This window comes from Arthrobacter sp. C152 (genome assembly GCF_054890965.1).
Window position 1 is genome coordinate 15446 of the sequence record NZ_JBTZSU010000033.1, and the last position, 14479, is coordinate 29924.

At 68.3% G+C, this 14479-nt stretch carries 13 protein-coding genes, 1 tRNA gene and 1 riboswitch; of the genes, 7 read left to right on the top strand and 7 right to left on the bottom strand.

Annotation, left to right across the window (positions count from 1 at the left end; translation table 11 throughout):
• The first annotated feature begins 48 nt into the window (after positions 1-48).
• From ACYSM9_RS17700 to ACYSM9_RS17715, 4 genes are all read left to right on the top strand, one after another.
• Positions 49-1395 carry a bifunctional glycosyltransferase family 2/GtrA family protein gene (locus ACYSM9_RS17700; RefSeq protein WP_461858266.1) on the top strand — a complete coding sequence of 449 codons (1347 nt, stop codon included), beginning with the start codon at positions 49-51 and terminating at the stop codon, positions 1393-1395.
• Complete coding sequence (locus ACYSM9_RS17705) at positions 1392-3539, top strand: ArnT family glycosyltransferase (RefSeq protein ID WP_461858267.1); 2148 nt, start codon at positions 1392-1394, stop codon at positions 3537-3539. Before ACYSM9_RS17700 ends, ACYSM9_RS17705 begins: the two co-directional genes overlap by 4 nt.
• A 6-nt stretch (positions 3540-3545) precedes the next feature.
• Positions 3546-5555: an ArnT family glycosyltransferase gene (locus tag ACYSM9_RS17710; protein ID WP_461858268.1), complete on the top strand. Its 2010-nt coding sequence runs from the start codon at positions 3546-3548 to the stop codon at positions 5553-5555.
• 181 nt (positions 5556-5736) lie between these two features.
• A riboswitch (cyclic di-AMP (ydaO/yuaA leader) is annotated at positions 5737-5896 on the top strand.
• 5 nt (positions 5897-5901) lie between these two features.
• Positions 5902-6600, top strand: a complete 699-nt coding sequence (locus ACYSM9_RS17715; protein WP_461858269.1) for an aggregation-promoting factor C-terminal-like domain-containing protein — start codon at positions 5902-5904, stop codon at positions 6598-6600.
• Positions 6601-6668: 68 nt separating this feature from the next.
• Here the strand turns inward: ACYSM9_RS17715 and ACYSM9_RS17720 are convergent, their stop codons facing one another.
• The 3 genes from ACYSM9_RS17720 to ACYSM9_RS17730 are packed head-to-tail and all read right to left on the bottom strand — an operon-like array spanning position 6669 to position 8547.
• Positions 6669-7055: a glyoxalase superfamily protein gene (locus tag ACYSM9_RS17720; RefSeq protein ID WP_461858270.1), complete on the bottom strand. Its 387-nt coding sequence runs from the start codon at positions 7053-7055 to the stop codon at positions 6669-6671.
• 40 nt (positions 7056-7095) lie between these two features.
• Positions 7096-7731 (bottom strand): uracil phosphoribosyltransferase, encoded by a 636-nt coding sequence (upp, locus tag ACYSM9_RS17725; RefSeq protein WP_221385530.1) that lies wholly within the window; start codon positions 7729-7731, stop codon positions 7096-7098.
• A gap of 12 nt (positions 7732-7743) precedes the next feature.
• Positions 7744-8547, bottom strand: a complete 804-nt coding sequence (locus tag ACYSM9_RS17730; protein ID WP_461858271.1) for a phosphatase PAP2 family protein — start codon at positions 8545-8547, stop codon at positions 7744-7746.
• A gap of 55 nt (positions 8548-8602) precedes the next feature.
• Between ACYSM9_RS17730 and ACYSM9_RS17735 the strand changes: the two genes are divergently transcribed.
• Entirely contained in the window at positions 8603-9109 is a 507-nt protein-coding gene (locus ACYSM9_RS17735) for a nucleoside deaminase (RefSeq protein WP_461858272.1), read from the top strand.
• Between the two features lie 12 nt (positions 9110-9121).
• Here ACYSM9_RS17735 and ACYSM9_RS17740 read toward each other — a convergent pair whose 3' ends face one another.
• From ACYSM9_RS17740 to ACYSM9_RS17755, 4 genes are all read right to left on the bottom strand, one after another.
• The gene (locus tag ACYSM9_RS17740) at positions 9122-10213 is read right to left on the bottom strand and encodes a glycosyltransferase family 4 protein (protein WP_461858273.1); all 1092 of its coding nucleotides are present in this window, start codon (positions 10211-10213) and stop codon (positions 9122-9124) included.
• 2 nt (positions 10214-10215) lie between these two features.
• Positions 10216-10611, bottom strand: coding sequence for a 6-pyruvoyl trahydropterin synthase family protein (locus tag ACYSM9_RS17745; RefSeq protein WP_461858274.1), 396 nt, complete (start codon positions 10609-10611; stop codon positions 10216-10218).
• A 5-nt stretch (positions 10612-10616) separates the two neighbouring features.
• On the bottom strand, positions 10617-11663 hold the full coding sequence (locus tag ACYSM9_RS17750) for a zinc-dependent alcohol dehydrogenase (RefSeq protein ID WP_461858275.1): 1047 nt from the start codon (positions 11661-11663) through the stop codon (positions 10617-10619).
• Between the two features lie 115 nt (positions 11664-11778).
• Positions 11779-13398, bottom strand: a complete 1620-nt coding sequence (locus tag ACYSM9_RS17755; RefSeq protein WP_461858276.1) for an HNH endonuclease signature motif containing protein — start codon at positions 13396-13398, stop codon at positions 11779-11781.
• 162 nt (positions 13399-13560) lie between these two features.
• Between ACYSM9_RS17755 and ACYSM9_RS17760 the strand changes: the two genes are divergently transcribed.
• A tRNA-Ser gene (locus ACYSM9_RS17760) sits at positions 13561-13647 on the top strand.
• A gap of 519 nt (positions 13648-14166) precedes the next feature.
• Entirely contained in the window at positions 14167-14307 is a 141-nt protein-coding gene (locus tag ACYSM9_RS17765) for a hypothetical protein (protein ID WP_461858277.1), read from the top strand.
• The last annotated feature ends 172 nt before the right edge of the window (positions 14308-14479 follow it).

Here is a 14479-nt window from a genome sequence, read left to right on the forward strand (position 1 = left end):
ACAGGTTGTGCCTAAAGCCCTCAAATCCACCGGCGCCACTCTTGATGCATGACGCTCACCGACTCCACCTCAGGAACCCTGCAGGACGCCGCGGTGGTGCCGCTGGGCCTTCCTTCCCCGGGGCACGCCGTGCGGCGCTCCCCCGTGGACACCCGCACTACCGTCCCCGTCCTTGACGTCACGATCCCCGTCTACAACGAGGAACGCGACCTTGAGGAATGCCTACGCAGGCTCCACGGGCATTTGCACGATTCCTTTCCGCACAGCTTCCGGATCACCGTGGCGGACAATGCCAGCACCGACGGCACCTTGAAGATTGCCGAACGGCTTGCCCGCGAATTTCCCGAGGTCTCCGTGGTCCACCTTGAGGAGAAAGGCCGCGGCAACGCCCTGCGCAAGGTATGGCTGGCGTCGCCGTCGCCCGTGCTGGCCTACATGGACGTTGACCTCTCTACGGATCTCGCCGCTCTGGCCCCCTTGCTGGCGCCCCTGATTTCGGGGCACTCGGACCTTGCCATCGGCACCCGGCTGACCCGGAACTCCCGCGTTGTCCGCGGACCCCGGCGGGAATTCATCTCGCGGGGCTACAACCTGATGCTGCACTCCTTCATGGGCGCCAGGTTCAGCGATGCCCAGTGCGGCTTCAAGGCCATCCGGGCGGACGTCGCCCAGCGGATCCTGCCATATACCGTGGACAAGTCGTGGTTCTTTGACACCGAACTCCTGGTCCTTGCCGAACGCTGCGGCCTGCGGGTCCACGAAGTACCCGTGGACTGGATCGACGATCCCGATTCCAGCGTGGACGTGGTGCGCACGGCCCTTGCCGATGTCCGCGGCATGGCCCGGCTGACACGGGACCTGGTTTACGGGCGCATCCCGGTGCCGGAACTGCGGGCAGCGCTGGAACGCGGCCCGCTTTCCGCGTCGTCGCGGGCCGGGGAGCAGACGCCCGGCAGCAGTCTGTTCGGCCAGCTGGTCCGGTTCGCGGCCATCGGCGCCGCCTCAACCCTGGCCTACCTGCTCATCTTCGTGTTCTGCCGCGGTTTCATGGATCCGCAGCTTGCCAACTTCCTGGCACTGGTCACCACGGCCGTGGCCAACACCGGCGCCAACCGGCGCTTCACGTTCGGCATCCAGGGCGGCAATCCCCTGCGCCACCATGCCGAAGGGCTGATCGTGTTCGGCATCGGCCTCCTGCTTACCTCCGGGGCCCTTGCCGTGGTGCACAGTACGACGACGCCGGACCGGTGGGCGGAAGTGCTCACCGTCGTGGCGGCGAACCTCGCTGCCACCGCAATCCGGTTCCTGCTGTTCCGGCTGTGGGTGTTCCGGGAAACGAACAGCCGCAAGACCTCCGCAGACGCCATCACTTCAACAGAAACGGCAGCATCATGACCTCGACCATGACCCCGGCAGGTGGCAGTGCAACCGCCACCGCCGAGCCTTCGACGTCCGGCGCCGCCCCCGCGGCCCGGCAGCGGACGGCCCCCTGGACCCGCTACGCGTTCGGCAACCAGCCCCGCTGGGTGCGCCCCTCCGCAGCAGGCCTGCTGCTGGCCACAACGGTTCTGTACCTCTGGAACCTCGCGGCCACCGGCTACGGCAACTCCTTCTACGCCGCTGCCATCCAGGCGGGCACGAAGGACTGGACCGCGTTCCTCTTCGGCTCGCTCGACGCCGGCAACGCGATCACCGTGGACAAGCCGCCCGCGGCGCTGTGGATCCCGGCCCTGTCCGGCCGCATCTTCGGCTTCTCTTCGCTGAGCATGCTGGTTCCGGAGGCACTCATGGGCGTTGCCGCCGTCGGCTTCCTCTACCTGGCCGTCAAGAAGGTTTCGGGACCGGCGGCAGGCCTGCTGGCCGGTGGCGCGCTGGCGCTGACGCCCGTGGCGGCGCTGATGTTCAAGTTCAACAACCCGGATGCCCTGCTCACTCTGTGCCTGGTGCTCGCGGCATACTTCACCACCCGGGCCATTGAGCGGGCGGGCTGGAAGTGGCTGGTCGCAGCCGGTGCAGTGATCGGCCTGGCATTCCTGACCAAGATGCTGCAGGGCTTCCTGGTTGTTCCGGCACTGGGGCTCGCCTACCTTTGGGCGGCTCCCACCACGCTGTGGCGCCGGCTGGTGCACCTGCTGGGCGCCCTCGGCGGAATCGTTGTGGTGGCCGGCAGCTATGTGGCGCTGTTCCAGCTGACGCCGGCCTCGGCGCGGCCCTACATGGCCGGGTCCACCACCAACAGCTTCCTGGAACTCACGTTTGGCTACAACGGCCTGGCCCGCATCACGGGGTCCGGCGAAGGCATGCCCGGCGGCGGAGGTGCGGGCGCCCCGGGAGGCGCAGGAGGTGGCTTCGGTGGCGGCAACGCAGGCTTCGGCGGGGCCGCCGGCCTCCTGCGGATGTTCGGAACCAGCTTCGGCGGGGAGGTGTCCTGGCTGCTGCCTGCCGCGCTGATCCTGCTGGCGGCAGGGCTGTGGTTCACCCGCCGGGAAGTCCGCACGTCCCTGGGCCGGGCATCCCTGATCCTGTGGGGCGGCTGGCTCCTGGTCACGGCCGGCGTCTTCAGCTTCATGAGCGGCATCGTCCATCCCTACTACTCCGTGGCGCTCGCCCCGGCGATCGCGGCCCTGGTGGGCATCGGCGCCGTTGAACTGTGGCGCGGCCGCGCGTCCTGGCCGGCCCGGATCGTGCTGGCCATCGTCGTGGCCGCCACCGCTGCTTGGTCGGCGGTGCTGCTGGGCCGGGACCCGTCGTGGCTTCCATGGCTGGGCACCACCGTCATCGTCCTCGGGGTGCTGGCTGCGGGTGCGATCCTGCTCCGCGTCGACGGCATCGGAACAGGTACGGGAACGGCCGTGGGCACAGCCGGCCGGTTCCGCCGCGCAGGGGCTGCCGCCGTCGTCGCGGTGTCGCTGCTGGCCGGGGGCCTGGGTACGGCTGCCTGGACGCTGGCAACTGCCGCCACGGCGCACTCCGGTTCCATCCCGACGTCGGGCCCTGCCGGCTCCGCGGCCCCGGCGCGGGGCGGCATCGGCGACCGGGCAGGATTCGGCGCCGCGGACCGGCCGGCACGCGACGCAGGCATCGACGCAGGCACAGAGGCAGGCACCGCGGATCCTGGCGCCTTTGGCCCGGGGCTCGACGCCGGTGTGCCCGGCGCCCAGGGGAACGGTTCGGGCGGTCCCGGCGGACCCGGCGAAGGAACGGCGGACGCCGCGCTGACCGCACTGCTGTCCGGCACCACCACGAAGTGGTCCGCGATCGTCTCCGGCGCGTCGCAGGCGGCAAGCCTTGAACTGGCGTCCAACACCAGCGTGATTGCCCTGGGCGGCTGGAACGGCGGGGACCCCTACCCCACGCTCGCCCAGTTCCAGGACATGGTGTCCAGGGGCGAGATCAGTTACTTCATCGAAGGCGGCGCCGGCGGGATGGGCGGCGGCATGGGCGGCCGCGGCGGCAACTCGGAGGTCGCGGCGTGGGTCCAGGCCACCTTCCAGGCGCAGACGGTAGGCAACGCCACCGTCTACACGCTGACCAAGTAGGACGCCATGGCCAGCAGCCACTACACCCGGACGGCACCGGCGCGGTCCCCCCGGGTAAATTCCCCCGGCGTAGACTTCCCCGGCGTGCAGGCACCTGGCGCGGCCGGCGGCACCTTCCGAGCACCGGCCTCCCGCCGCGCCCGACTGGAGCTGGCCGTCCTGCTGGTGGCCACGGCGTTGCTGTACCTGTGGAACCTGGGCGCATCCGGCTGGGCCAACGCTTTCTACTCGGCAGCGGCCCAGGCGGGCTCGCAGGACTGGACGGCCTGGTTCTTCGGTTCCTCCGATGCCGCCAATTCGATCACGGTGGACAAGCCGCCGGCGTCCCTGTGGATCATGGGCCTGTCCGTGCGCGTCTTCGGCCTGAGCCCGTGGAGCATCCTGGTGCCCGAGGCCTTGATGGGCGTGGGCACTGCGTGGCTGCTGTACCTGGCGGTGCGGCGGGCCGCGGCGCCGGCCACCGGTGATGACCGGCTGGCGCACCGGGCAGGGCTGCTGGCCGCGGCGGTCCTTGCCCTTACCCCGGTGGCTACGCTGATGTTCCGGTTCAACAACCCGGATGCCCTGCTGGTACTGCTGATGACCGCTGCCGGATACGCCACGCTGCGGGCCATCCAGCAGGACGGGCTGCGGTGGCTGCTGCTCGCCGGGGTCCTCCTGGGGTTCGGGTTCCTGACAAAGCAGCTGCAGGTGCTGCTGGTGGTCCCCGGATTCGCCGTGGCGTATGCAGTTGCGGGGCCGGGCAGGATCCGCCGGCGGCTGGCCCGGCTGGCTGCCGCCGGACTGGCGATGCTCCTCTCCGCCGGCTGGTGGCTTGCCGCGGTGGAGCTGACCCCTGCGGGTATGCGGCCCTACATTGGCGGTTCCCAGGACAACTCCATCCTGGAACTCACGCTCGGCTACAACGGGCTGGGACGGCTCACCGGCGAGGAGACGGGCAGCGTCGGCGGCGGCAACGGATGGGGCGTGCCAGGCCTGTTCCGGATGTTCAACAGCGATTTCGGCGGCCAGGTGGCCTGGCTCCTGCCGTCCGCCCTGATCCTTGCCGCGGGCCTGCTTTGGGTAGGCCGCCGCGCGCCCCGGAACGACGGGGTTCGCGCCTCCGTGCTGATCTGGGGCTCCTGGGTGCTGGTCACCGGACTGGTCTTCAGCTTCATGGCCGGGATCATCCACCCCTACTATGCCGTGGCGCTGGCTCCGGGGATCGCTGCGCTGGCGGGCCTGGGCGGCGTTCTGCTGTGGCAGCACAGGCAGCAGGCCGCGGCCGGGGCGCTGCTCGCGGCGGCAGTGGCGGCGGCGGCCTTGATGGGCTTCTACCTGCTCGGGACCACCTCCGCGTACGGGCCGTGGCTGCGCTGGCTTGTGCTGGCCGGCGGCCTGGCAGCGGCGGCGGGCACAGGGCTGGCCAGGTTCCTGCGCATGCGTTCAATCCAGCGGACGACGGCGGCGCTCGCCATAGCAGCGTCACTCGCCGGCCCCCTGGCGTACTCCCTCACCACCGCGGCGACGGCACACAGCGGAGCCATCGTCAGTGCCGGGCCGGCGTCGGGCTTCGGTGCCGGCAGGACGGGACAAGGCGCCGGCGCCCGTAGCCCGGGCCCGGGAGCGGCACCTTCTGGCGGAACCGGATTGGCGGGTGGCCGGCCGGGAAGCGGCATGGGCGGCCTCCTCGGCGCCCCCACGCCGTCGTCCGAACTGGTGGCCGCGCTCAAGGACGGCGCGTCCCGCTACACCTGGGCGGCCGCCGTGATCGGATCCAACAACGCGGCAGGCTACCAACTGGCAACTGGGCTGCCGGTCATGGCCGTGGGCGGCTTCAACGGCACGGACCCCTCGCCGACCCTGGCGCAGTTCCAGCAACTCGCCGCGGAAGGAAAGATCCACTACTTCGTCGCCGGCGGCGCCATGCGCTCCACCAGCGGATCCGCCGCTCCCGAGCAGATCGCCCAATGGGTGGCAGCGAACTTCACCCCGCAGGCAATCGGCGGCGCCACGGTGTACGTCCTGGCTGGATAACGAAGGGGGAAGACGCACTCGGCCGCAGCCGCCAAAATTGGGGGCGGCTGCGGCTGAACGCACAAGGCGACGCGCACGCCGTCGTGACTTCCGTTACCTAAATGTGACTTAAGCGGGCGATTCCTGTACCGTCGATTAGGTGCGGCCCGCGTTCGGACCGCAATCCCGGGTTGACGCCAAGCTCTGCCGCTTCCCGGATTCCGCTTGAGCAACGGCAGAGGCGGGGGACCCACCGTCCCGGGCAATGACTGCCCTTGGGGTTAAGCAGCACGTGATCATTCCGTGCTGCCGGATGCCCTCATCCGAACCCGACAGCTAACTCCGCAGGTGTGAGAGGCGATCAACCATGTCCAAAAACACGGCAGAACCCTGCCTGCAGTCCAAGGCAAAACACCGGGCCAAACCCCAGGCGGCCAAAAAGAGCACCCTCGGCCGGCGGGCCGCCATCCTCGCGGCATCCTGTGCCGTGCTGGTCGGCGTTGGCGCCGCAGGCCAGGCCACCAACAGCATGGCCCCGGTCTCGGCCACCGGGTCCCACTCTTCCACAGCAGCTTCCGACGCCCAACTGAGCATCGAGAAAAGCGAAATCCGTTCCAACCCTGCCGCGACACCCAGCCCGGCGCCGATCAACGTGGCACCCCAGGCGGCCGAACCGGCCCCTGCCCCGTCCACTCCCCCAGCCCAGGCTGCACCCGCTCCGGCCCCCGCACCCGAGCCGGCTCCCGCCGTCGCGGTCAACGATCCTGCAGGCGCCCAGGCCTACGCCGACAGCCAGCTGGCCTCCTTCGGCTGGAGCGCCGACCAGATGCAGTGCCTGAAGACCCTGTGGACCAAGGAATCGGACTGGACCACCACGGCCACCAACGCCAGCAGCGGGGCCTACGGCATCGTGCAGTCGCTGCCGGCCGAAAAAATGGCAAGCTTTGGAGCGGACTACCTCACCAATTACCGCACCCAGATCAACTGGGGCCTGGACTACATCAAGAAGAGCTACCAGTCCCCCTGCGGCGCCCTGAACTTCCACCTGGCCCACAACTGGTACTAGGAGGCCGGCACCACGCCCGCACCATCAGCAGCCCGCACCCCAAGGTGCGGGCTGCCGCGGTTTAAGTCCTAACCAGCCTGCCCGGCGTTCCGGTAGGGGATGTACTGCACGGCCCACTTGTTGCCGTCCGGATCGGCGAAGTACACGAAGTGGCCCCAGGGCTGGACGTCGATGTCGCTGACCTCCACCCCGTTGTTCTTCAGGAACTCGTGCGCCGCATGGATGTCGTCCACCACCAGCTGCAGGTTGGATCCGGTTCCGGGCGGCGCGTCGGACAGCCCCTCGCCGATGCAGATTGAACAGGCGGAGCCGCGGGGCGTCAGCTGGACGAAGCGGATGGCGTCGGAGGGCCGCTCGTCAAAATCCGGGTTGAAACCCACTTTGTTGACGTAGAAATCCTTGGCGCGGTCCACGTCGGACACGGGGACAAAGACGAGTTCGAGTTTCCAGTCCATCCGCACAGGCTAGCGGCGTGGCCCGGTTTGGGAAAGGGGGTTACCCGGCGATGCCGTAAAGGCGGTCGCCGGCGTCGCCGAGGCCGGGAACGATGTACGACTTGTCGTTGAGCTTCTCATCGATGGACGCCAGGACAATGTGCACGTTGGCCCCGGACAGCTCCTCCTCCAGCCTGGCCAGGCCTTCGGGTGCGGCGAGCAGGCAGATGCAGGTGACGTCGGAGGCGCCGCGCTTGAACAGGAACTTGATGGCCTCGCGGAGGGTGCCGCCGGTGGCAAGCATCGGGTCCAGGACGAAGACCTGGCGGCCGGTCAGGTCCTCGGGAAGCCGCTCCGCGTAGGTGATGATGTCCAGCGTTTCCTCGTCCCGGGCCATGCCCAGGAAGCCCACCTCGGCGGTGGGAACCAGTTTGGTCATGCCCTCGAGCATGCCCAGGCCGGCACGCAGGATGGGGACCACCAGGGGCGTGGGCTTGGTGAAGGCCGTGCCGACGGTGGTGCTGACGGGCGTCTGGATGGTGACGGGCTCGGTGCGGACCTCGCGGGTGGCCTCATAGGCCAGCAGGGTGACCAGCTCTTCCGTCAACTGGCGGAAGACCGGGGACGGGGTGTTCTTGTCCCGCAGGACGGTGAGCTTGTGGGCAACCAGCGGGTGGTCAACAACGAGAGTGCGCATCCCCCAAAACTATCACCCGCCAGAACCCTTCCCCGGGCCGGACGGACCGCCGTCGTGCAGCTCCTGGGCGACGACGTCGCGGACCACGGGACGGTCGAACGACGGTGCGGCACCCGCGTGCTCCCGCCGCCGGACCAGGTGGAAGAGCCGGTGTGCCAGGATGACAATGGACACCCAGGCCAGTCCCAGGATCCAGCCGGCCATGACGTCCGTCAGCCAGTGGTGGCCCAGGAAGACCCTGCTCAGGCCCATGGCGATGATGAAGAGGGTGCCGGCAGTGATCGCCGTGACGCGGGTCCACATCACGTTGAACTGCAGGCAGATGAGGTAGACGATCAGGCTGATGACCACGGTGGTGTTCAGGGTGTGGCCACTGGGGAATGACGGTGAATCCTCGAATGGCGGCACGGCATCCGCATGGTCCGGGCGGGTGCGGCCCACGAGCTTCTTCCCGAGTGTGGTGGCCGTGATGGAGGCTGCGGCCGCTCCGCCCACCAGGACCAGGGGACGCCAGTTGCGGCTGAGGAACGTCAGCCATGCGGTGAGGATGCTGGCAAGGATGGGCATGCCGATGCCGCCGCCGATATTCGTGAAGCCGGTCACCGCCGCGTTAAGGCCGGGATTCCTCAGCGTCTCCGCAAAGGCCAGCGCGGGCTTGTCCAGGTTGGCCAGCCCGGCAGAGTCCACCACGTCGTCATAGACCTCTGAGCCGAGCAATGCCAGGGACACGATGATCACCCCGCCCACCAGGATGGTGAGGGTCAGCGCCGCGTACGGCTTGAACCATGTACTCAAACGGTCGCGCAGAGTGTCCATGCTGCCTCCCGGCGTCGGTAAGTAACCTGAGTAACCCCGAAACTATCATTGAGCCATGCCGTTGCCCGAAAAGAAACACGACGCCTGGATGGGCCTCGCCCTGGCGGAAGCCCGCCGCGCCCTGAGCACGGAGGATGTGCCCATCGGTGCCGTGGTGATAGGGCCCGACGGCGACGTGCTGGGTTCCGGACGCAACCAGCGGGAGGAGTTGGGGGACCCCACGGCGCACGCCGAGGTGGTGGCGATCAGGGAGGCCGCGGAACGGCTGCGGGAACGGGCAAAGGCCGGCGGCGGCAGCGGCGACGGCTGGCGGCTGTCCGACTGCACCCTGGTTGTCACTCTGGAGCCCTGCGCCATGTGCGCCGGAGCGATTGTGCTGGCCCGCATACCCCGGGTGGTCTTCGGGGCGTGGGACGAGAAGGCGGGCGCGGCCGGCTCGGTATTCGACATCCTGCGGGAGCGGCGCCTCAACCATTGGGTGGAGGTCTACCCCGGAGTCCGCGAAGAAGAATGCGCCGTACTGCTGCGGGAGTTCTTCGCCGCGCACCGGGCCGGGCTGTAGCCGGGCCCGGCTCTAGCCCCGCCCTGCCGGTCCCGCCAGCAGGTCCAGGACAGTCCGGGCCGTCCTGCTCCAGTCGGGCAACGTCGTCCGCGCGGCCAGGGCCGCGTCCCGCCAACTGCTCCGTGTTTCCGCATCTTCCAGCCACCGCCGCAGCAGCCCGGCGAGCGGGCCCGGGTTCTCCCGTCCCTCTTCCGGAATCGGCAGCGCTACCCCGGGAAGCCGGGGGCCGCCGCCGGCCTGGGCCAGCGCGGACAGGCTGAGGGCTTCCACTGCGCCCGTGCTTTCGCGCACCACGACGGGGATGCCGTGGGCCAGGGATTCGGTGACCGCCATCCCGAAGGCCTCGTTCCGGGACACCAGCAGGCTCAGGTTGGTCCTTTCCCATTCCGCTTCCAGTGCGTCACCGGTCCGCTCGCCGGTCAGCTGGACCCTTCCCTGCAGCCCGTGCGACCGGATTGCGGTCCTGACCTGGTCGGCGTAGCCGGGGTCCGCCTGGTCCGAGCCCACCAGCGCGGCCGTCCAGTCGTGGTCCCGGAGTCCTGCGAGGGCGTCCACCACCAGCAACTGGTCCTTGTTAGGGAGCAGGGCGGCCACGACGGCGAAGTGCGGCGGTTTGGACCCGGACGCTTCCGGCGCGGGATTAACACCGGGAAGGGCAACGCCGCTGCCCGTGATCCCCCGGCCCCGCAGCTTGTCCGACGCCCAGGTGCTGGTGCAGATGACGCCCGTCGCTGCCTTCAGGGCGCGGCCCTCGCCCTCCAGGGCGGCAGGCTCCGAAGTTTCCGGCAGGGGCATATGCTCCAGGACCCATGTTTCCCGCCCGGCCTTGGCCGCAAGCTCCAGTTCGTCCGGGGCGCCCACGGCGACCAGCCCGTCCACGATGACCACCGCAGGCCCGGGACCCGCCTCCGGTTCCCAAGCCCCGAGCAGCCCGCCCAGCCGGCGTCGTTCCCTGGCATTGGGAACGGGCCAGCTACCCTCGACCGCGACGACCTCCACGTCCTCCCCTAGCGCCTTGAGGCCAGCAACGAGCCGGGCGTTGTAGACGTTGCCGCCGGAGCTGTGCTGGATATTGCCGGGGACCAGCAGCCGGATGGGGCGCATGGTCAGGCGGAGAGATCCAGGGAATAGCTGGCCCAGGCGTCCGGATTTTCACGGAGGGTGACGTCGATGCCCTCAAGCTCGCGGCCGTCGTCGGTGTCCCTGATCCTGGCGGACACGGCCTGGGCGATGTATTCGGCGAGGGCCTCCGTGGTGGTGAGCCTGCCGGCAAAGTCGGGATGTTCGTCCAGGTTGCGGTAGTTCAGGCCGGCGAGGACTTCCTCGATCATCGTTCCCGCGGCCCCGATGTCCAGGACGATCGCATCCTGGTTCAGCGCGCGACGGCGGAAGGCTACCTCGGCCACGAACGTCGCCCCATGCAGGGCCTGGGCGGGGCCGAACGCCTCACGCGGAAGGCTGTGGGCGATCATGAAGTGGCGGCGGACGGTCAGGCTGAACATGTCATTTACCTCGGGTGCTCGGAAGTGGGATCGTTGCCGGTGGGGCTGCTTGGGTCGCTGGCTGCGGAGTAGTCGATGACGTGGCACAGGGCTTCCAGCGTGCCGTGGGCAAGGTTTTGCACCACGTCCGGCAGGTCCTGGAACGCCGATGAACCGGTCAGGAACACGTCGAAGACGGGATCCTTGAGCAGCGAGACGGCGAGTTCCAGACGGTCGGCGTTGGTCCGGCGATGCCGGCGGGCGCGCGCCACCTTGCCCACCTGGCTGGCCCTGATGGACAGGCGCCTTGCATGGAAGTCCTCGCCCAGCGGTACGGTGACTTCGCGGTTGGCGTACCAGGACATCTCGATGACGTCGCCTTCGTCACCCACGAGCTGGAGGCTGCGTTCCAGGCCCTCCTGCGACGCTGAGCAGTGGAACACAATGTCACAGTCGGAAAGGGCGTCTGCCGGCAGGGCGAAGTCAACGCCCAGGGCGTCCGCCAACTGCCTGCGTCCGGGGTCGAGGTCCACCAGCTGGAGGCGCTCCAGCGGGAAGGTGCGCAGCAGCGTGGCCACCATGCCGCCCACCAGTCCGGCACCGACGACGGCGATCCGGTCCCCCAGGCGCGGCCCGGCCTCCCAGAGCGCGTTAACCGCTGTCTCGACCGTGCCAGTCAGCACGGCGCGGCGCGAGGGGACGTCATCGGGGATCCTGGTCAGGGAGTCCACGGGAACCACGTAGCGGTCCTGGTGCGGGTTCAGGCAAAAGACGCGCTGCCCCTTCCAGTCGTCGGGGCCTTCCTCCACGACACCCACCGACAGGTACCCGAACTTCACGGGCCCGGGGAACTGCCCTTCCTGGTGCGGCGCGCGCATTTGTTCTGCGACCCGGGGCGGGACCGAGCCGGCGTGGACCACCATCTCGGTGCCCTTGCTGATGCCGGAGTACAGGGCGCGGACCAGGGCTTCGCCGGGTCCGGGGGCGGGCACTTCCTCGGATCGGAGCTCGCCGTGCTCCTTGGCGGTGGTCCAGTATGCGGTTGCGTGGATCGGAGTCTGTGGATTCGTCATCTTGCTGACGAATCTAGCCGGATGCCCCGGCAACGGGAAAGTCCGACGGCGGGTGTCGGGTTTCGTGGGCTGCTCACGGTGGAGACATGACAGACCTGCGCGGATCACGGCAGAACTAACACGTCAACAACGCAAATGGCTTTGTGAAGAATTCTGCCCAGAGGGGGTCGTCCGGCGACAGGTCGCCGGGGTCGATGAGTGTGTCGTCGTCCGGTTCCCACTTCGGGACGCCCCCGGGGCTGGCATCTTCACCCGGGCTGGCGGCGAACATCGGCCAGTAAGGCCAGTGGGTTGGTTCGGGGTCGTGTTGTTCGGCTGGGTAGTGGCGGCCGGTGGGTGAGGTCCAGCCCGGTGGCTGATCCTTCGAAGCCGGGGTGGGTGTCCAGCCGGTGTTGTGTTTGAGCCGGTGATGTTTGGGGCAGAGCTGTCCCAGGTTGGAAACGCCGGTGGTGCCGTCGTGTTGCCAGGCTTGAAGGTGGTCTGTGTCGTTATCGGCGGTGAGGTTGTTGCAGCCGGGGAAGGTGCATTTGGCGTCCCGCATCCTGATCCAGCGTTTGATGGCCTCCGGCAGCCGGTAGCTCTTCCGCCCGATCTCCAGCGGCGCCCCGTCCGCCGGGTCGACGAGGACCCGGTAGAACGAACGGGCCCCGTCGGCGAGGAGTTTGCGGGCCATGGAGGCCGGGATCGGGCCGTAGCCATCGAGAATCGCGGGTTCGTCGGTGACGCCGAGGGCGGAGAAAACCGGAACCATCACCAGCACGTCAGCCCTCGGGCCGGGGACCTGGCCGAGGGCCGTGGTTCCTGGTTGCGGGGAACTGCCATCCCCGGAGCCGGTGCCGTCGGAGTTGCCATCGCCGGAGCCGGTGGTTCCGGCGCCGAGGAGCAGGCTGGCGGCGATGTCGGGGCGGAGTTGGGTGATGGTGCGTGGTTCGTCGGGGCCTTGGAGGCCGCGGGCGATGGCGGTGGTGCGGTTCCAGATCGCGGAGGCGGTATCGCAAGGGACATGGAGTGAGATCCAGGCCATGCCGTCCCGGTCGGGCCGGTATTCCATCCGCCGGTCGGCAGCACCCTTGGCGTGGCGTTCTTCGATGGATTCGGGGTGGTGGCGTTCGCGCCAGGTACGGGCCTTGGCCCTGAACCGGGACGGGACGAGGGCGCCGGGGGCGGCGCCGCGGGCAGGGTTCGGGGCGCCGGGGTCGAAGAAGTGCGCCACCAGGGACGCAGCACCGGCAGGGCTCAGGCCCTCGGTTTCATCGACGATGACCTTTGCGTGTTGCCACGACACCGCCCCGGCAGCCAAAGCGTCCATGACCGGCGGCAGCGAACAGACCTGCTGCGCCTGGTGCACGAACGCCCCCGCAGCCGCGGAGGTCATGGTCAGGACCCCCGCGATCTCCTCCACCGCGGACATTTCGGTGTAGGTGCGTTCCGGCACAGAGGCGTCCGGCGGGGTCATGGCCTGCTGGATGCGGATGCACTCGGCCGCGTCCTGCGCCTGCCCGGCCTTGAGCTGGGCTTCCAGGCGGGACCGCAGCTCCAGCCGTTCCAGCCGGATCTCGTACTGCCGCTGCAACACATCCACCCCAGCACCGTGACCAGAAGCACCAGCGGCAGAACCATCAGCGGAAACAAGCGCAGCCTCCTCCAGGAACAGCGCATCAAGGGCAGCAACAGAGGCACGAACACCCTCCATCCCCGCCCCTGAACCGCTCACCGAACCGCCGCTAATTCCCATACGAACATCATCCAACGGGGGTCCGACATTTTGACCTTGCCTCCGGTCGCAGCCACCCTGAGCCGGCATGTAAGGGCAATCCCTGCAGAACCCCTCGAAAAAAGTGCCTGGGCTGGCCTCGTTTTGGGGATGCAGGCCTTGCTCCGGTACCCTATTGAGGTTGGTGACGTGTCCGAGCGGCCGAAGGTGCAACACTCGAAATGTTGTTTGGTGTAACAGCCAACGTGGGTTCAAATCCCACCGTCACCGCTGACGAGGAAGGCTCTGATCCCTTAGAACTAAGGGAACCAGAGCCTTCGTCTTTGCTTGGAAAGGTCCAGCGGTAACGCAGCATCGTTAAGCGAAGCAACCCCCATCTGCCGCAGCAAGGTCCGGGGGTCCAGCAGGCCGTCTCCCAGGTTCCGGCCGTGGCATTGGCAGAGAGTCCGCTGTTGCTTCATCCACCAGCGTAACTCCACGGGTCACTGCTGAAGCTGATACCCGACTGCGCCCACCACGTAGAAAACGTCGTAACTCGTGCCAGAACCCCACTGCGGACAGGCCCCGGCCCGCCAACAGCTATCCGGGCGGCCCCACTTTCGACATGATTGTTTGCTGGCTTCTTCCGCCTGACGCCCGCTTCGAAGCAAGCTTCAGTGATAGTTCTTGGCCGCTTCCACGCCAACAGATGTTCTCGAAGCTTCGGTTGAGCTTACCGACAGTGGTTATCTTCCGCTCGGCGGCCTTGGCCGTTGCAGGATCCGTCGTCGGCTTCAACCGAGGATGCTGATGAATAACAACAACATCCGCGGCACGCCGTCCACCAGCCGGGCTGGTCCGCTGCTGGGAATCATTACTTTCCTCGCGATGTATCTGTACCTGCACCGGTTCGGCCGCTTCTCCCGAGGCACGGGCGAAACAGCAACTTGATCGAGTTGCCTCACCAGCAGTTCCATCATCATCAGGCTGGACCGCGAGGCGTCGCCGATCGTGCAGCGATTCGCGGAGATGAAGCTGCCGCCGCCCCTCCGGCGGTACCGAGTTGTTTGTGATGCACAGGATCAGGCGAGGAGTCGTGCAACTTTGAGACTAGGAGGCTGCT